Below are 14479 nucleotides of genomic sequence, written 5' to 3' on the forward strand. Positions count from 1 at the left end.
CTAGCCATGACGGAGGTCCCGCCAGCCGGCTTCGATCGCCGCGTCCGTACCCGGCCAGACCGACGGCGCCTGCGCCGGCTCCACCCCCGCACCGATCACCCACCGGTCCCGGTTCCACTGCATGCGCTGGCAGTCGGCGATAGCGATCCGCGACGTCTGCTCCACGGTGACGGTGAACTCGAAGTTGACGCACACCACCGCGAACTCCGACCCCACCGTGCCCTTGATCAGACCCATGACGGGGCGGACGACGATGGCCACCTGCGGCGAACCGGCACCGGACAGACCAGCCGCCGACAGCAGAGCGGCCATGCCGTCCATCCCGGACCAGGTCTCGGGGGTCGGGCCGCCCGGCGCTGCCCAATCGGCGATGACCTGTCGCACGCCGTCCATCGAGCCGGTCTGCATCGCGGTCACGTCGATGGCCGCCAGCTGCGCCACCGCCCCTTCGGGTGTGCGGGGGAAGCCGCTGGGCACCCCGCCCGGGCCGGCACCGGTGGCGCGGGGCAGCTGGATCACGCCCGCGATCTGGTCGGACAGCGGTCCGGGCAGCGCGGCGTCCGGGTCGGCAGTCGTCATCGGTGCAGCGGCCAGCGCATCCTGCTGCGACGTGGCCGTGGTGGGGGCCGGCGGTCGAGGAGCGTCGGTCGTGCCGGGCTCGTCGTCGACGAACCTGCCGACGACCGCAACCACCAGGCCGGCCAACACCGCCAGCGCCACCACGGCGCTGAGCACGATCAGCACGAGCAAGCGACCCGGACCCCACTCCGGGGCACCGCTTCCGCGAGCTCCTGGACGGCGGCGCATCAGGTGCACCCGCTGCCGGTGATCGAATCGAGGATCACCAGGATGACCGTGTAGATGATCGCCACCATCACGACCACCGCGACGCCCATCGCCCCGTAACGGGAGGCGTGCGGGTGGGAGAAGATGCGGCCCACCAGGATCGAGCCCAGCGACACGACGGCGCTGATCCCGATCAGGGCCAGCACCCCCCACTTCACCCAGCCGGTCACCTGGTTGGCGAAGGTCTCCATCCCCGGCGGCGCCTGAGGGCAGACCGCGGCGGTCAGGTCCACCGACGCGGCCTCGGCAGGCCACGCCGTCAGGGCAACCAGGCCCAGCGCCAGGAGGACGACGGTTGATGCGCCTCGAACCCACGCACGCTCCGTGCTGCGCCGATTGATCACCGAGAGACACCCGCGGCCTTGCGCCGGGTCTGCGCCTCCGAAGCCCGATGCCGCGGTTGCGGCGGTGGCGGCGGCGGCGCGGCCAGCATCAACAGCGCGGCCAGCGACCGGCCGGCGGCGGCCACCCCCTTGGGCAGCCGATCGCTTGTCAGACCCGACGTCGCCAGTCGCCGGTCCCATGGCACCCGCACCACACGGCCACGCGATCGCAGCTCAGCGAGCCGCGGTCCACAACTGGCCTGGACCGCCCGCGGCCATCGGGCGGGTCCCACCGCGGCCACCACCGCCTCGCCGCCGACGACGGCCAGCACGTGCTCCGTCTGCCCCATCGCCGGAACCGTCACCCGCGTGACGACGAGGAGCATCGAGCCGCGAGCGAGCGGACCGGGCCCGCCAGCAGCTCGGTGGCCACAGCCCAGCCCGCATCGACCACCGCCAGCCGCGCTGTGTCCGCAACCTCCGGGAGCGGCGGGCGCGCTCTGTCACTCGGATGCTGAGCGAGGCGGAAGACATCCAGCCGACCGCGGCGACCACGCCGCCACCCCGCGTTGTCTGTGCCCAGCTCGATGGTGGAGGCCGCGGCCAACCCCGATCGCAGCGGTTCGGCGTAGTCGACCAGCTGCACCCGCTGGCCCTGCGCCAGTCCCTCGGCAACGGCCAGCGCAACCGCAGAGGCCCCGGCCCCGGCGTGGCCCGGCAGCACGACCACGACGGGAGCCGGGACATCGGCGGTTGCCCAGAGTGGGAGGTCGACATCCGATCGGCACCGCTCACAGATGGTCTGCGCGCTTGACGCCCCATCAGCGCGGTCGCCGTCGTGACCGTCAAGTCGGTCGAAAACTCCACCACGGATGGCGATGACGGCCGCACGCATCGCCGGCACCGTCATCGGCCACGGGCCGTGTCGGGTCAGGGAGGCGGAGCTCGTCTTCATCGCCGCGGAGACGTCGTCACGACGGTCGGTCGGACTGTGTCTCGACTGCAACGAACTCGACGGGACTTCGGTCTGCATGCGCCGACCCTGCGATGCTGACCCCCGGTACTTCTCCGGTGCCGTACTGCAGAACCGCACGCCCTCCGCGAAGAGGCACAGGCGCGGAGACAGAAGGCCCCGCGGAACTACCGGAGACCTACTCAAGACCCCCGGCTGCGCAAGTGCCGCTGCGCCTCGTGCCGGTTGATGCGCGCGGTCGACGCCGTCGAGCCCGATGCGGCATCGACCGCGACGTCTCCAGACGTGCCTTCGATCCTCCCGACCGGATCTGGTGACGCTGGGCTAGGGGCCCACGAGGGAGTCAGTCAACTTGCAGCGACGCTGATCCCCACCTCGACCAGCAAGAGAGCAGCGACCGCGAAGACGAGCCAGGCAAACCAGCGCTTGAGTCGGCTGGTGTCGAGCCGAGCCCCAAGGCGCCCAGCGACGAGGGCGGCGATGACTGCAGCTGCGGTGAAGCCAGCGGTGACGGGGACGTCGATGGGCGCGTCGCCAGCGTGGGCGGCGAAGCCGGCAGCGGAGTTGACGGCCACGATCACGAGTGAGGTCCCGATCGCGGTGGTCATCGGCAGGCCCAGCACGATCACCAGCACCGGGATGATCAAGAATCCGCCGCCGACGCCGAGCAGGCCGGTGAGGAACCCGACGACGAGCCCACCGGCGATGGTGCGGGGTAGGCAGCGGCGCCAGTTGACGGTGCCGTGGTCGGTCGCGCACGCAGCACCGGTGGTGGGCTTGTCGTGCAGCATCCGCACGCCGGCGGCGATCATGAGGACGGCGAACAGCGCGAGCACGACATCCTCGGGGAGCAGCCGGTTGACCGCGGCGCCGGCGAATGCCGTCGCCGCCCCTGCTGCCCCGAAGATCAGTGCGATCCGCCAGGCGATCTGGCGGGCTCGCAGTCGGGGCAGCAGGGCGACCACGGCGGTGATCCCGACGACGAGCAGCGACGTGGCCACGGCCTGGGGCAGCGGCTGGCCGACGACGTAGACCAGGGCGGGGACGGCCAGGATCGACCCGCCTCCGCCGAGGAGTCCGACGAGGGCGCCGATGACCAGGCCGAGGCCGATCGCTGCGCCGATCACGAGGCGGCGGGGGCGCTCGCGGCGCTCGTGTCGGCGGCGCGCTCGGGTCCGGTGGAGGAACGCAGGACGGCCACGACGTCGTCGAGCTGGACCGGCTTGTCCCCGCGGTTGTAGGGCAGGGCCGAGAGTGCTGCGCCCATGGCGCAGGTGTCGGTCACCGCGGCCACCGTCAGGCCGGTGCCGACGCCGCCGGCCAGGAAGCGGAGCTTGGGGTACCGGATGGAGGCCAGCACGCTGGCTGTGACCAGGCTGCCGGCGACCAGGCGGACCTGGCGCTCCAGGGCCCAGCGCTGGCGGCCGCGGCGCAGGGGGTGCCCGCCGGCGGTGTGGGCGTTCATCCCGCCCTCGAGCACGGCCAACTGCTCGGCTCCTGCGGCGGTGAGGGCGTCGTGGGCGGTGCGGGCGCGGCTGCCCGCCTGGCAGACCAGCACGACCGGCCCGTCCAGGGCGGCGGCGAGAGTCTGGGCGTGCTCCTGCACCAGGGGCAGCGGCACGTTGAGCGAGCCGGGCACGTGCGCGGTCTCGTACTCAGCGGGAGTGCGGACGTCGATCACCGTGGGGGCGGCCGGCTCTGCGAGCCGGGCAGCCATGGCGTCGGGGGCAATAAGGACAGGACTGGTCATCGGATGGGTCCACTTTCTGAGTTGAGGGGCCCGGTCGCCATCGGGTGGGGGGAACCGGTGGCGACCGGGAGATCAGGACCGGCACAACAGTCGGCGCAGCCGACCGCCGCCGGTGGATGGGGATGCGGGCTCGTGGCCCGGGCAGCGCTGGGTGGCAGGAACGCCGGCGAGAACGCGGTCGACGTGCTGACCGCAGCCCGACCAGGTGGTCAGGCCGCAGATCCGGCAGGCAACGGCTCGGCACATCGCAGGGCGCGCCTCAGACCGAGACGGACTCGGTGTGCAGCCCGACGGCGGCCGACCCGGTGTCGGGGTCGCCGTAGCCGCCGTCGACCAGCACCGGGCGCCGGCCGGCGCGGGCCAGGATCGATGCCGCGATCGAGGCGCGGTAGCCCGAGCCGCAGTAGACCCACACGTCCCCGGCCGGGACCTCGTCGATGCGCCCGGACAGCTCGTGGATCGGGAGGTGGATCGAGCTCCGCACCCCGCCGGCGGCGCGCTCGTCGTCGCGGCGGGCGTCCAGGACGACGGTGTCGTCGTGGTCGGCGAGCTGGGCGGCCAGGCCGGCGAAGTCCGTCACCGGGTAGGAGCCCAGCTCCCGGCCGGCGGCCAGCTCCTCGGGGGTGCCCACCGCGGCACCGGCGAGGCGGTCCACGCCGATGCGGACCAGCTCGCGGCGGGCGTCGGCGACCTGCTGCTCGGACTCCCCGATGAGGGTCAGCGGGGCGTTCCAGTCATAGAGCCAGCCCAGGTAGGTGAGGAAGTTGTTGCTCAGCTCGAAGTTCAGCGCCCCGGGCAGGTGGCCGGCGGCGAAGGCGGTGCGGGCCCGCAGGTCGACCACCCACTCACCGGCCTCCAGGCGGGTCGCCAGCTCGGCGGCGTCTACCGTTCGCGGGGTGGACAGGTCCACCGGGTCGGGGCCGGCGGCGTTGATCGGCCCCATGTGCGCGTAGTAGGCGGGGTAGGCGCCGAGGCCGGCGATGAGCTGGTCGACGAAGGCCTGCTCGTCCTGGGTGAGGGCCGGGTTCACCTTGGCCTGCTCCCCCACGGTGGAGGACGTCCCGCTCGTCGGGGTGGCGGCGCAGAAGCTGCCGAAGCCGTGGCTGGGGAACACCGCGGTGCCTGCCGGCAGCTCCTGCGCCAGGCGCCGGACCGAGTGGAACTGGGCGTGGGTGAGGGTGTCGGTGTGCTCGGCACCCAGCAGGTCGGTGCGCCCGGTTGCGCCGTAGAGCATCGACCCGCCGGTGAAGACCGCCTGCACGGCGCCCTCGGCGTCAGCAAGTGCGTAGGAGACGTGGTGGTGGGTGTGCCCGGGGGTGTGCAGGACCTGCAGGCGCATCGGGCCGGCGACCAGCACGTCGCCGTCGGAGGCCGGCACCCGGTCGTAGGACACGGTGTCCCCGGCGGGGACGACATAGGCCGCACCGGTCACCCGGGCCAGCTCCAGGCCGCCGGTGACGTAGTCGTTGTGCACGTGGGTCTCCACCACGTGACCGATCGCCACGCCCCGCTCAGCGGCCAGCGCCTGCACCCGGTCGATGTCGCGCTGGGGGTCCACGACCACACCCACTCTGGCGTCGCTGACCAGGTAGCTGCGGTCGCCCAGGCTGGTGGTCTCGATGATGTCGATCTGCATGACGAACTCCTTATGCCCTACCCGGTAGGGGTATCTAGAGGTGAGACTGCGGCGAGCTGGGCCCGGCCGCTCAGGCGACGGGCTTGCCGTCCTTGACCCAGGCGTTCATGCCGCCGGCGAGGTTGCTGACCTGGTGACCAGCAGCGGCGAGGAACTCAGCGGCCTGCTGGCTCCGGCGCCCGCTCTGGCACACGGTGATGATCGGGGTGGCGCTGTCCAGCTCGTCCTGGCGGGCGGCGAGCTGCCCGAGGGGGATGTTGATGCTGCCGGCGATCGCGCCGGTGGCGACCTCGTCGGGCTGGCGCACATCGAGCACCCGGGCGGAGGTCTGGTCGGCGACCTGGGTCGGCGTCAGCTGGGCGATGGAGGTCATGGCGTACTCCTTCGGGTCATCGGTCGGGTGTGAACACAAACCGTGAGCCAAGGGCGAGGGCGTCAGGCCAGGGACAGCAGTAGGCGCTCGAGCTCGCGGAGGTCGACCTCGCGGGTCTCCTCCTCGGAGTTGATCGAGCAGTACCGCATCCCGGTGCTGACCACGGCGAAGCTGGCCTTGTTCAGCGCCTTGGACGCAGCCGCGAGCTGGGTGACCACCGCGGCGCAGTCACGGCCGTCCTCGATCATCCGGACGACGCCGCCGATCTGGCCCTGGATGCGGTTGAGGCGCTTCACGACGTCGGCGAGCTCACCCTGGGGGATGTCCACGGCGACAACGATACATACCCCCAGGGGTATATGCAACGGTGCAGTGGACTCGCTCTGCTCGACCTAGCGAGGACCGAAATCGCCCGTTTCTGGGCCGCTCTTCATGCCACTTGACTCGTTGGGCGTTTGCCCAGGTCGGCCAACGGGTCAACCGGCCCAGAACCCGTGCCCGAAATCAACGGCCCGAATTACCGAGCCCCTGACGTTTGTGGGCCGCTCCCGCTAGCCTGCGCGCGTGACCATGGTCGGCTACGCGCGGGTCTCCACCCTCGAACAAGACCCCGCGCTGCAGCACGACGCCCTGACCGCCGCCGGCGCGGTGCGGGTGTTCACCGACTACGCCTCCGGCGCCACCGCCGCCCGCCCGCAGCTCATCGCCTGCCTGGACTTCCTCCGGCCCGGGGACACCCTCGCCGTCTGGCGCATCGACCGGCTCGGCCGCTCGGTCGCCGACCTCACCACCATCGTCAACGACCTCGGCACCAAGGGCGTCCAGTTCCGGTCCCTGACCGAGGCCATCGACACCACCACCGTCGGCGGTGAGCTCGTCTTCCACATCTTCGCCGCCGTCGCCCAGATGGAACGCCGCCTCATCAGCGAACGCACCCGCGCCGGCCTGGTCGCCGCCCGGGCCCGCGGCCGCGCCGGCGGGCGCCCCACCGTGATGACTCCGGAGCGGGTCGTCGCCGCGCAGACGATGCGCGCCCGGGGCATGACCCTGATCCAGATCGCGGCCACCCTCGGGGTGGGCCGCAGCTCTCTCGTGCGCGCGCTGGCCCAGACGCCCGTCAGCGCCACCGGCCCCAGGAATGCGATCGACGGTCCGGAGCAGACATTCCTGCAGCTGCCCGAGCCCGTGCCCTACCCAGCCGAGGGGAAATCGCTCCCGACACCGGCTGGGCGGGCCGCGCATTCTGAGATCAGGTTGATGGGGCGGACATCGCGCCGTGGCGGTGACGAGCTCGAGGTCCTGACCTGGCCGGCCGGCTACTCCCCCGACTGCCCGCTGTGTGCACAACCGACCACCGGGCTGGAGGAGCAGTACGCCCGCGTGCACGGGCAGCGCGAGCCGGTCGTCGTCGCGGTCGCCCACCCGTGCGGCTGCCTGGTCGATGAGCACGCTCCCGAACTGCAGCGCGGCGCACCCACCGGCTGACCACCGGTGCACGGCCTGCGCGCGCCGACGTTCGGTAGCGCACAACCCAACACGGTGGGCAGGCGTACGGTCACTGATAAGTCACTCGCTCAAGCCGATGGGCAGCGGCCCAGGCTCCATCTGTCGAGCTCGGGCCGATGGGGCCGCCCCACTCCTGGTGCAACCTGTCGAGCTGTACGGCTGCACCCGATCGACCCAGCCGGAGCCGCGAACTCTGAGCTGGCTGGGCGTCACACAGCGGCGCGCTACCCGGGACCTCACCGCGAGGTCCTCGCCGGAGGCCGCAGCCCCGGTGCAGTCCCCCGGAGCGCAGCCATGCCCGAACCTGACGAGTCGACTCCCCCGCTTCTCACCCCCGAGGCGAGTGCCGCCCTGGAGCAGCTGGGCACCCTGACCCTGCGCCACCACTCGATGGAGTCGGTGCTGCAGACGGTCACCGACCTGGCCACCATCGCGCTGCCCGGTGACATCGAGGCCTCGATCACCGTGCAGAGCGACGGCAAGCGGGCGACGGTCACCTCCACCGGGCCACTCGCCCGCGACCTGGACGAGATCCAGTACGCCCAGGACCAGGGGCCGTGCCTGCACGCCGCCACCTACCTGGAGCTGGTGGAGATCACCGACACCCGCACCGAGCAGCGGTTCGCCGGCTACGCCCGCCGGGCCAGCCAGTACGGCAACCTCAGCTCACTGTCGGTCCCGCTGTCCATCGACGAGCGCCGCACCGGGGCACTGAACACCTACTCCCGCCAGGCCAGCGCCTTCGACGCCCAGAGCAGGGCAGCCGCCCAGATCTTCGCCGCCTACGCGACGGTCGCCCTGGCCAACATGCACGCCTACGACGACGCCGCGTCGACGGCGGCCAACCTCCGCTACGCCCTGGAGTCCCGGGCGGTGATCGACCAGGCCAAAGGCATCCTGATGGAACGGCGACGGGTCACCGCCGACCAGGCCTTCACCGTCCTCACCGATATCTCCCAGCACACCAACCGCAAGCTCCGCGACATCGCCGAGCAGCTCGTGCACACCGGCGAGCTACCGGGCCTCAGCAGGTAGGTCTGAACCGGCGGACCCAGCGGAGGGGTCCACGAGACCACTGCGCGACTCCCCCGGCGAGCTGATCCTCGGCGCGGCCACCATGGGAACCGGGTGGCCGCGCTGCGCATGACGAGTCGTCGCCGCCCCGCCTGACGCCGGTGGCCGCCTCACTCGAGGACCACACCGTGCCGCCCCGGTACTCGGGCGTCACCGGCCAGGGCAACGGGGCAGCTGCCTCACCGGTCGGCGAGCAGGCAGCAGTCAGTTGTCGGGGAGCTGGCCGGTGCTGGTGAGCTCCTCGGCGAGGTCGTGCAGCTTGCGGTTGGTCAGCGAGGAGGTGCGGGCCAGCACCCCGAACGCCTGGTCGGCGGTGATCTTGTGCCGCTCCATCAGGATGCCCTTGGCCTGACCGATGACATCGCGGTTGCGCAAGCCGCCCAGCAGGTTGTGCTCGTGCTCGGCGCCGGCCAGGGCGACGGCGGCGTGGGCGGCGAATAGCAACCCGACCTCCTGGCTGTCCTCGTCGAAGGAACCGGCCTCGCGGGCGTAGAGGTTCAGCGCGCCGAGGTTGTCGCCCTCGACGAACAGCTGGAAGCACATCAGGCTACCCGCGCCCAGGTCCGCGGCCCGCGCGGCGAACCGCGGCCACCGCTGCTCGGCCCGGACGTCGTCCACCCGGACCACCTGCTCGTCCCAGATCGCGTCCAGGCAGGGGCCCTCACCCAGCTCGTCCTGCAGGCCATCGACGGCCTTGGGCAGCTCGCTCGTCCAGGCCCGTGGCTCCACCTTCCGCCGGCCGATCACGTAGCTGATCCCGCACTCGGCCGCACCGGGCACCGCGGCGACCGCGGCAGCGGTGATCGCCTGCAGCGTGGCCTCGATGTCCCCGTGCTCCTCCTGCAGCTGACGGGCCACCCGGCTCATCACCTCAGCCAGGTGCTCCACCGGCTCAGCAGGCGGCTCGGCAGGCGGCTCGGGTGCGTCGGTCACCACCAGAACGTACTGCGCCGGGCCGATCCAGTGAACTCGAAGCAGGGTCGACGCGGCGGCCAGACCGCGGTCCACCGCACGCCAACCGGCGGTGCCCCAGCAAGCCTGGAACGGCTGCTGGGCGCATGGTGGTAGTTGGCCTGGTGCGGCCTGGAGGCCGCAGCAGGTCAGGCTCCACCGGTCAAACAGCCGGCCGGTGGAGCCGCCTGCAGGTCCCGGGGTCCCTCGGCGTGGAACGACCGCTGCGTGACACTGCTCGGTCCCTCGGGCGCCCACCTTCCCCCTGCAATCTGCAGGGGAGACCCAGCGGTCAGGGGAAAGCTGCGCCTCTCCGCGGTGCCCGAAGGACCAGGGGCACGTACGGTTGCAGCCGTTCTACGGTGAGCGACCGATGGTCAGGCCTGCGTGCGTCCGGTAGCTGCCGGCATCCGCCCCGGGTCGACTTCCCTGAGCAGAGCGGGAGGTGGAGCACGGGCATGGACGCACCCTTGTGGGAGCAGCGGCCGCTACCGCCGCTGTTGCGCGACCAGTTGCCCGCCTGGGGCTGGGACCTGCACGACGCCGCAGACCTCACCAGCTCGCGGATCCAGCTGCAGGCGTTGGTCCTGGGTGCGGGGACACCTCCTGGTGACATCGCCGACGACGTCGAGCGCCTGCTGCTCGCCTATGAGGAACTGGTCTCCAACGGCCTTCGGCACGGCCAGGCGCCGGTCCAGGCAGCGGTGACCGCCGCCGGGAACGGCTGGTTGATCGACGTCACCGACACCGCAGTGGACCGCGTTCCTGTCCCGGCCACCGACCGGGACCCGGCCTTCGGCGGCCTGGGTTTGTTCCTGATCTCCCGGCTGTGCCGTGCCTACGGCTGGTCGGTGACCGCCGGCCGCAAGCACGTGTGGGGCTACGTGGACCTGGCGACGGTTTCCTGACCCCGCCGGTCGCAGCGTGCCGACAGGAGCAAGGCATCAGCGCGGCGGCTCGAGGGCACCGGCCCGGTTGTCGCTGATGGAGGAACACCTGGCGACAGGTCACGACGTCCCCTCACCCGGATAGCTTTCCGCCGGCCCAGTCCCGGCCGTCTAATCTCAGCCGTTCACCGATGACTGCAGGTCTTCGGGGTGGCGTCCGGTCCCGCACGTCTTCGTGGCCAGGTGGCCACCGGCAACGATCAGGTAGGCAGGTGCAGTGGTCGAGGAGAGGTCGAACACCGGCGAACTCGACCCGGCCAACCGTGGACGCAGCCGCGAGGCGGTGATCCCGCCGACCGCGCAGGGTGAGCTGCTGGACCTGGCCCGGGCAGCGACCGGCATCGGCACCTTCGACTGGGACCTGACCACCGGGACCCTCGGCTGGGACACCCAGCTGGCCGAGCTGTTCGGGCTGTACGACACCGCCTCTCCCCTGACGATCGAGGATCTGAACGCCCGGATCCACCCCGATGACCTGGCCCGGGTCACGGCGCTTCGCCAGCGCGCGATCGACACGGGTGGGCACTACGAGGGCGAGTACCGCATCGTCGGCCCGGACGGATCGGTCCGCTGGATCGCCTCCCGCGGTCGTGCACTGTGCGACGAGGCCGGCACCACCGTCCGGGTGCTCGGCACCTCCTGGGACGTGACGAGCCGCCGGGAGGCGCGGGACCGGGTCGCCGGGGTGGTCGAGGGCATGGCCGAGGGGTTCATCGCCATGGACCACGACTGGGTCATGACGATGGTCAACGCCGAAGCGGAGCGGATCACCGGCCGGCTCCGCGAGCAGCTGCTGGGCCGCACGCTGTGGGAGGCGTTCCCGACGATCGTGGGCACCGAGCTCGAGGCGACCTGCCAGCGAGCGGCTGCGACGGGGCAGCCTGTCGCCTTCGGCGCGTACTACCTCGAGCCGTTGGAGGTGTGGGTGCAGATCCGTGCCGTCCCGGGCGCCGATGGGGTGTCGCTGTACTTCCTCGACATCACCGCGCCGCGCCGCACGCAGCAGCGCACCGAGCTGCTGGCCGACGTCACCCGCGAGCTGACCGGCACCCTGGACGCCGAGGAGGCCGTCGCCCGCCTGGCCCAGCTGGTGGTGCCGACGCTGGCCGACTGGTGCCTGGTGACGCTGGTGGGCGACGAGCAGCACACCAACTTCCGCCGCTCCCTGCGCGACGTCGGGGTCGGGCACACCGACCCGCAGCTGCTGCCGCTGGTGCAGCGGTACGCCCAGGTGCGCATCGCCGCGCTCGCAGACGCCTCCTACGTGGCCCGTGCGCTGGACACCGACCGCACCCTGCTCATCGAACGGGGAGCGACCGAGCGGATCCTCGGGGTGCTCGCCCCCGGTGAGGCCGCGGATCTGCTCGAGGAGCTCGCGCCGGACTCCTTCGCGGTCCTCCCGCTGCGCGGGCGGGGCCGCATCAACGGGCTGCTCAGCCTGTTCACCGGGCCCGGGCGCGGCCCTCTGTCCGCCGACGCCATCGCCACCGCCGAGGAGGTCGCCGCGCGGGCCGGGCTCGCGCTGGACAACGCGCGCCTCTACCGCGAGCAGCGCAGCCTGGCCGAGGGCCTGCAACGCTCGCTGCTGACCCCACCGCCGGAACCCGACCACGCCCAGGTCGTCGTCCGCTACACCCCCGCCGCGCAGGCAGCCCAGGTCGGTGGTGACTGGTACGACGCGTTCTTCCAGCCCGGCGGCGCAACCGTGCTGGTCATCGGCGACGTCGTCGGCCACGATACCCGGGCCGCCGCCGCGATGGGGCAGCTGCGCACCATCGTGCGGACCATCGGTGCCCAGGACGACCACGGCCCGGCCACCATCCTCAGTCACGCAGACGCGGTCATGGAGACCCTCATGGTGGGCACCGCGGCCACCGTGGCCGTGGCCCGGTTCGAGCAGACCCCCGACGAGCGGGAGCGCGGGATCACCCGGCTGCGGTGGTCCAACGCCGGCCACCCCCCACCGTTCGTGATCAACCCCGACGGCACCGTGTACCCGCTGACCGGCCTCCGGGCCGACCTGCTGCTGGGCGTGCGCCCCGACGCCCGGCGGCGCGAGTCCGAGGTCGTCCTGGACCGCGACTCGGTGGTCGTGCTCTACACCGACGGCCTGGTCGAGCGCCGCGACCAGGACCTCGATGCAGGCCTGCAGCGCCTCCAGGACACCCTCGAAGACCTCGCCGGCCGCGACCTGGACGAGCTGTGCGACCAGCTGCTGACCCGGATGCTCCCGGACCGGCTCGACGACGACGTTGCGATCGTCGCGGTCAAGCTGCACCGGCAGGACCGACCGCGCCCCGCCGCGGCAGGCCCCAACGTCGTGCCACCGAATGTGCCCGATGACAACGGGACGCGCTGACCCCCGTCGCCTCCACCCATAGATAAAGGACGTTATCTAAGGGTCTAGGGGTCGTGCCGCCGACCCACGTGCTACGCGATAACATCGCTGAACGTCGATGAAACCTCTTGAGCGTGAGGCATGCATCGGAGCCTGCGCGCCAGACCCTCCCTTCGGAAAGTGATCATGGCCTTCCTGCCTTCTCGCCCACCGCTCCGTCGCCGTCGGTCGACTGCGCTCGCCGTTGCCGCCGCCGCAGCTGCCTTCACCCTCAGCGGGTGCGGCGGCGATGAGACCTCCCCAGCTGGCGCCGGGGACTCGGCGCACGAGGCGGCTCACGAGGCGCTGCCCAGCGCCCACGTCCATGGCGTGGCAGTGAACCCCGCCGACGAGCTGGTCTACCTGGCCACCCATGACGGCCTGTTCCGTTACGACGACGGCGGTCCGACCCGCATCGGACCCGTCATCGACCTGATGGGCTTCACCGTGGCCGGCCCCAACCACTTCTTCGCTTCTGGCCACCCCGGGCCCGGCGTCGACCTACCGGAGCCGGTCGGCCTGATCGAGTCCACCGACGGGGGCGAGACCTGGAACCTCCTCTCCCGTCAGGGCGAATCCGACTTCCATGCCCTCACTGCCTCAAGCGCCGGCGTTGTTGTCGGTTTTGACGGCAGTGCACTGAGCACCACGAGCGACGGTGCGGCTTGGCGCGACCTGTCTACGACTGTGACGCCTCATGCACTGGCCGGCTCCGAGGATGGAACGCTACTGGTGGCCACCCACGAGTCCGGGCCGCTGCGCTCCGTCGACGGGGGCGCCACCTGGGAGCCGGTAGCCGACGCTCCCCTTCTGCTGGTGGTGGACTGGGCCGCGGGCCAGACCGTCGTCGGCGTCACCCCCAACGGCACGGTCGCCGTCAGCACCGATGCCGGCACCACGTGGGAGGAACGCGCCCGCACCTCCGACTCGCCCCAGGCAGTCGGGGCCAGCACCACCGCCGAGGGCGGCCTGCGGGTCCTTGTCGTGTCCAGCGACGGAGTGCACGACTCGACCGACGGCGGCGAGACCTTCGCCCCGCTGAGCTAGGCCCGGCGATCATGGATCTTCTGACCCGGGCTTTGCAGGCCGTTGGCCTGTTCATGGTGACCAACATCGACGACATCATCGTGTTGTCGCTGTTCTTCGCCCGCGGAGCCGGGAGCCGCGGCCTGACGGCGAAGATCGCTGCCGGTCAGTACCTCGGCTTCGGCGGCATCCTGGCTGCCTCCGTGCTCGTCGCCCTAGGGGCAAGCACCTTCCTGCCCGAGGGGGCGATCCCCTACTTCGGCCTCATCCCCTTGGTCCTCGGTCTGCTCGCGGCTTGGCGTGCCTGGCGCGGTGATGACGACGATGACGATGACGATGACGGCAGAACCGTCAGCGTGCTCGCCGTCGCGGCGGTCACCTTCGCCAACGGTGGGGACAACATCGGCGTCTACGTCCCGGTGTTCGTCACCGTGGGCACTGCCGGGATCGTGGCCTACTCGGTCATCTTCCTGGCACTGATCTCGGTGCTCGTCGCCGCCGCGAGGTTCGTCGCCACCCGCAAGCCCATCGCCCACGTTCTGGAGCGCTGGGAGAGCGTCCTTTTCCCGCTCGTGCTCATCGGCCTGGGTGTGGTGATCCTCGTCGAAGGTGGGGCATTCGGCCTGTGACCTGTTCCGGACAGCTGCGATGTTCAGGTCGGACAGTCTTGGCTGGGTAGTTGCGCCCAGCTATCATC

Annotated in this window: 15 protein-coding genes; 6 read left to right on the top strand and 9 right to left on the bottom strand. The window is 71.6% G+C overall.

Annotated elements, in window-relative coordinates; all coding sequences use genetic code 11:
- From ACJTNH_RS10980 to ACJTNH_RS11015, 8 genes are all read right to left on the bottom strand, one after another.
- The gene (locus tag ACJTNH_RS10980) at positions 1-807 is read right to left on the bottom strand and encodes a hypothetical protein (RefSeq protein WP_458175506.1); all 807 of its coding nucleotides are present in this window, start codon (positions 805-807) and stop codon (positions 1-3) included.
- Entirely contained in the window at positions 807-1079 is a 273-nt protein-coding gene (locus tag ACJTNH_RS10985) for a hypothetical protein (RefSeq protein ID WP_458175508.1), read from the bottom strand. Before ACJTNH_RS10985 ends, ACJTNH_RS10980 begins: the two co-directional genes overlap by 1 nt.
- Before the next feature lie 451 nt (positions 1080-1530).
- A complete protein-coding gene (locus ACJTNH_RS10990) occupies positions 1531-2202 on the bottom strand; it encodes a hypothetical protein (protein WP_458175510.1) in 672 nt (223 codons plus the stop codon).
- Positions 2203-2489: 287 nt separating this feature from the next.
- Positions 2490-3269: a sulfite exporter TauE/SafE family protein gene (locus ACJTNH_RS10995; protein WP_458175512.1), complete on the bottom strand. Its 780-nt coding sequence runs from the start codon at positions 3267-3269 to the stop codon at positions 2490-2492.
- Positions 3266-3892 (bottom strand): rhodanese-like domain-containing protein, encoded by a 627-nt coding sequence (locus ACJTNH_RS11000; RefSeq protein ID WP_458175514.1) that lies wholly within the window; start codon positions 3890-3892, stop codon positions 3266-3268. The genes ACJTNH_RS10995 and ACJTNH_RS11000 overlap by 4 nt, the downstream gene beginning before the upstream one ends.
- Before the next feature lie 259 nt (positions 3893-4151).
- Positions 4152-5528, bottom strand: coding sequence for an MBL fold metallo-hydrolase (locus ACJTNH_RS11005; protein WP_458175516.1), 1377 nt, complete (start codon positions 5526-5528; stop codon positions 4152-4154).
- A 70-nt stretch (positions 5529-5598) separates the two neighbouring features.
- Positions 5599-5901, bottom strand: coding sequence for a rhodanese-like domain-containing protein (locus ACJTNH_RS11010; RefSeq protein WP_458175518.1), 303 nt, complete (start codon positions 5899-5901; stop codon positions 5599-5601).
- Between the two features lie 62 nt (positions 5902-5963).
- On the bottom strand, positions 5964-6230 hold the full coding sequence (locus ACJTNH_RS11015) for a metal-sensitive transcriptional regulator (protein ID WP_458175520.1): 267 nt from the start codon (positions 6228-6230) through the stop codon (positions 5964-5966).
- 241 nt (positions 6231-6471) lie between these two features.
- Here ACJTNH_RS11015 and ACJTNH_RS11020 point away from each other — a divergent pair, with 241 nt between their 5' ends.
- Both ACJTNH_RS11020 and ACJTNH_RS11025 read left to right on the top strand, forming a co-directional pair.
- Positions 6472-7386, top strand: a complete 915-nt coding sequence (locus ACJTNH_RS11020; RefSeq protein WP_458175662.1) for a recombinase family protein — start codon at positions 6472-6474, stop codon at positions 7384-7386.
- A 315-nt stretch (positions 7387-7701) separates the two neighbouring features.
- Complete coding sequence (locus tag ACJTNH_RS11025) at positions 7702-8442, top strand: ANTAR domain-containing protein (RefSeq protein ID WP_458175522.1); 741 nt, start codon at positions 7702-7704, stop codon at positions 8440-8442.
- A gap of 243 nt (positions 8443-8685) precedes the next feature.
- Here ACJTNH_RS11025 and ACJTNH_RS11030 read toward each other — a convergent pair whose 3' ends face one another.
- Positions 8686-9414, bottom strand: a complete 729-nt coding sequence (locus ACJTNH_RS11030) for a GAF and ANTAR domain-containing protein (RefSeq protein WP_458175524.1) — start codon at positions 9412-9414, stop codon at positions 8686-8688.
- Positions 9415-9890: 476 nt separating this feature from the next.
- Here ACJTNH_RS11030 and ACJTNH_RS11035 point away from each other — a divergent pair, with 476 nt between their 5' ends.
- From ACJTNH_RS11035 to ACJTNH_RS11050, 4 genes are all read left to right on the top strand, one after another.
- A complete protein-coding gene (locus ACJTNH_RS11035) occupies positions 9891-10340 on the top strand; it encodes an ATP-binding protein (protein WP_458175526.1) in 450 nt (149 codons plus the stop codon).
- 256 nt (positions 10341-10596) lie between these two features.
- A complete protein-coding gene (locus tag ACJTNH_RS11040) occupies positions 10597-12738 on the top strand; it encodes a SpoIIE family protein phosphatase (protein ID WP_458175528.1) in 2142 nt (713 codons plus the stop codon).
- A 165-nt stretch (positions 12739-12903) separates the two neighbouring features.
- Positions 12904-13803, top strand: coding sequence for a F510_1955 family glycosylhydrolase (locus tag ACJTNH_RS11045; RefSeq protein WP_458175664.1), 900 nt, complete (start codon positions 12904-12906; stop codon positions 13801-13803).
- Positions 13804-13814: 11 nt separating this feature from the next.
- Entirely contained in the window at positions 13815-14411 is a 597-nt protein-coding gene (locus tag ACJTNH_RS11050) for a cadmium resistance transporter (RefSeq protein WP_458175530.1), read from the top strand.
- The last annotated feature ends 68 nt before the right edge of the window (positions 14412-14479 follow it).

This window comes from Modestobacter lacusdianchii (genome assembly GCF_054177765.1).

Excerpts from the sequence above, each read along its gene's own strand:
- ACJTNH_RS11035 (WP_458175526.1), top strand. The coding sequence starts at position 9,891 with ATGGACGCACCCTTGTGGGAGCAGCGGCCGCTACCGCCGCTGTTGCGC.
- ACJTNH_RS11010 (WP_458175518.1), bottom strand. The coding sequence starts at position 5,901 with ATGACCTCCATCGCCCAGCTGACGCCGACCCAGGTCGCCGACCAGACC.
- ACJTNH_RS11020 (WP_458175662.1), top strand. The coding sequence starts at position 6,472 with ATGGTCGGCTACGCGCGGGTCTCCACCCTCGAACAAGACCCCGCGCTG.
- ACJTNH_RS11050 (WP_458175530.1), top strand. The coding sequence starts at position 13,815 with ATGGATCTTCTGACCCGGGCTTTGCAGGCCGTTGGCCTGTTCATGGTG.
- ACJTNH_RS10990 (WP_458175510.1), bottom strand. The coding sequence starts at position 2,202 with ATGCAGACCGAAGTCCCGTCGAGTTCGTTGCAGTCGAGACACAGTCCG.
- ACJTNH_RS11025 (WP_458175522.1), top strand. The coding sequence starts at position 7,702 with ATGCCCGAACCTGACGAGTCGACTCCCCCGCTTCTCACCCCCGAGGCG.
- ACJTNH_RS11000 (WP_458175514.1), bottom strand. The coding sequence starts at position 3,892 with ATGACCAGTCCTGTCCTTATTGCCCCCGACGCCATGGCTGCCCGGCTC.
- ACJTNH_RS11005 (WP_458175516.1), bottom strand. The coding sequence starts at position 5,528 with ATGCAGATCGACATCATCGAGACCACCAGCCTGGGCGACCGCAGCTAC.
- ACJTNH_RS11045 (WP_458175664.1), top strand. The coding sequence starts at position 12,904 with ATGGCCTTCCTGCCTTCTCGCCCACCGCTCCGTCGCCGTCGGTCGACT.
- ACJTNH_RS10980 (WP_458175506.1), bottom strand. The coding sequence starts at position 807 with ATGCGCCGCCGTCCAGGAGCTCGCGGAAGCGGTGCCCCGGAGTGGGGT.